This is a genomic window from Streptomyces alkaliphilus, from assembly GCF_014141535.1.
Classification (GTDB): Bacteria; Actinomycetota; Actinomycetes; order Streptomycetales; family Streptomycetaceae; genus Streptomyces; species Streptomyces alkaliphilus.
In genome coordinates, this window is record NZ_VKHT01000871.1 from 1 (window position 1) to 2,111 (window position 2,111).

Consider the following 2,111-nt stretch of genomic DNA (forward strand, 5'->3'; position numbering starts at 1 on the left):
AGACAGAGTACGAGGTGGTGGGCTGTCTGGCCCACGGCGGACAGGGGTGGATCTACCTGGCCGTCGATCACCCCGTCTCCCGCCGCTGGGTGGTGCTCAAGGGGTTGCGGGACACCGAGGACGAGGACGCGCTGACCTCAGCCATCGCCGAGCGGCGGTTCCTGGCCGAGATCGAGCACCCGGGCATCGTGCGCATCCACAACTTCGTGGAACACCCCGACCCGCGCACCGGTGACCCGGACGGCTACATCGTCATGGAGTACGCCGGCGGGCGCTCCCTGCGCGAGATCGCCGATGCCCGGCGCGGAGCCGGGAAGCCCCGACCGCTCCCCCTGGAACAGGTGTGCGCCTTCGGGATCGAGGCGCTGGACGCCCTGGGCCACCTGCACGGCCGCGGCCTGCTGTACTGCGACTTCAAGCCGGCCAACGTCATCCGGACCGGGGACCGACTCAAGCTGATCGACCTGGGGGCGGTCCGGCGGATCGACGACACCACCGGCACCCTGTACGGCACCCCCGGCTACCAGGCCCCGGAGGTGCCCGAACGGGGTGTCTCGGTGGCCTCGGACCTGCACACCGTGGCCGTCACCCTGGCCGAGCTGGGGCTGGGCATCCCCGTCCGGGCCGGGCTGCCGGAGGACGACCCGCTCTTCGCGCCGGGCACGGAGGTGCCCCGCACCCACGCCTCCTTCCACCGACTGGTGACGCGCGGCACCGATCCGGACCCGGCACTGCGGTTCGGATCGGCGGCGGGCATGGCCGAACAGTTGACCGGGGTGTTGCGGGAGGTGGTGGCACTGACCACCGGCGTGCCGCGTCCGGCGGTCTCCACCCTGTTCGGGCCGGAGGTGCAGGTGGTGGACACGACCGTGGTTCCCCCGCCGGGGGGATCGGGGGCGGAGGCGGTCTCGGCGTTGGGCGCCCGCCGCGAGTCCCCGCGCCGCCGACTCCGGCTCCCCGGCCGGCGTCCGCCCCACGGGGCACCGAGCCCCCTCACCGGCACGGAGCCCGACGGGCGCATGGGGCGCGCGCCGGAGACCGTCACCCCCGACCTGCGGGAGAGCGCGCTCGCCCTGCCGGTCCCCCGCCTCGATCCGGAGGACGCCTGCGCCGGTTTCCTCACCGGTCTGCCGGCGGCCGGCGCCTCCGACACCCTCACCGCCCTGCGGGCGGCCCCCACCGACTCGATCGAGCTGCGACTGCGCAGGGTCCGCGCCCTGTTGGAGCTGCCCCTGGAGCGCCCGGGCGACCCCGACCTCCGGGCCGGTTCCGACGCCCGGGCGGCGGAACTGCTCGCCGCGGCGGAGGACCACGCGCCGGGCGACCACCGGGTGGTCTGGTACCGGGGGGTGGCGGCGCTGTGCGCGCACGACCCGGCGACGGCGGCCCGCTGCTTCGGCGCCGTCCGCGACGCCTTTCCCGGTGAGCCGGCGCCCGGCCTGGCGCTGGGGGTCTGTGCGGAGGCGCTGGGCTGCGCCGGGGACGCCGAGGAGTGGTACTCCGTGGTGTGGGCCACCGACCCCGGCCACCACGGAGCCGGGTTCGGCCTGGCCCGGGTGCGGCTCGCGGCCGGTGACCGCGGGGGAGCGGTGGAGGTGCTGGAGTCCGTCCCCGAGACATCGGTGCACCGGAACGCCGCCCGGGTGGCGGCGGTGCGCGCCCGATTGCGCGATCGCGACCCCCGCGAACCGCTCCTCCCCGAGGTGCTGACCTGTGGATCACGGGTGACCGAACTGCGCCGCAACGGCGTGGAACCGGCACTCGTGGAACGGCTGTCCTGTGAAGTGCTGGGGGTGGCGCTGGACTGGTGGTTGGCCGGTCGGGCCGGGGCCCCGGAACCTGCGTCGGAGGGGGCACATACCGTGCTGGGACACTCGTTGGACGAAACGGGGCTCCGGTCGGGTCTGGAACGCTCGTACCGGGTGCTGGCCCGCCTCGCCGCGGGCCCCCACGAACGGATCGAACTGGTGGAGACGGCCAACCGTCTCCGCCCGAGGACATGGGTGTGACGATGCCGCAGCTCGATCAAGTCTCCGGCTGCCCCGGCTGCGGGGAGCCACCGGCGGACACCGGCCGCCGGTGCGGCGTGTGCGGTGCCGAGTTGCGCCGGG

Annotated in this window: 1 protein-coding gene; it reads left to right on the plus strand. The window is 75.0% G+C overall.

Annotated elements, in window-relative coordinates:
• Positions 1–2,009, plus strand: a 2,009-nt coding sequence (locus tag FNQ90_RS20650; protein WP_182607732.1) for a serine/threonine protein kinase, incomplete at its 5' end; no start/stop codon positions are given.
• Between the last annotated feature and the right edge of the window lie 102 nt (positions 2,010–2,111).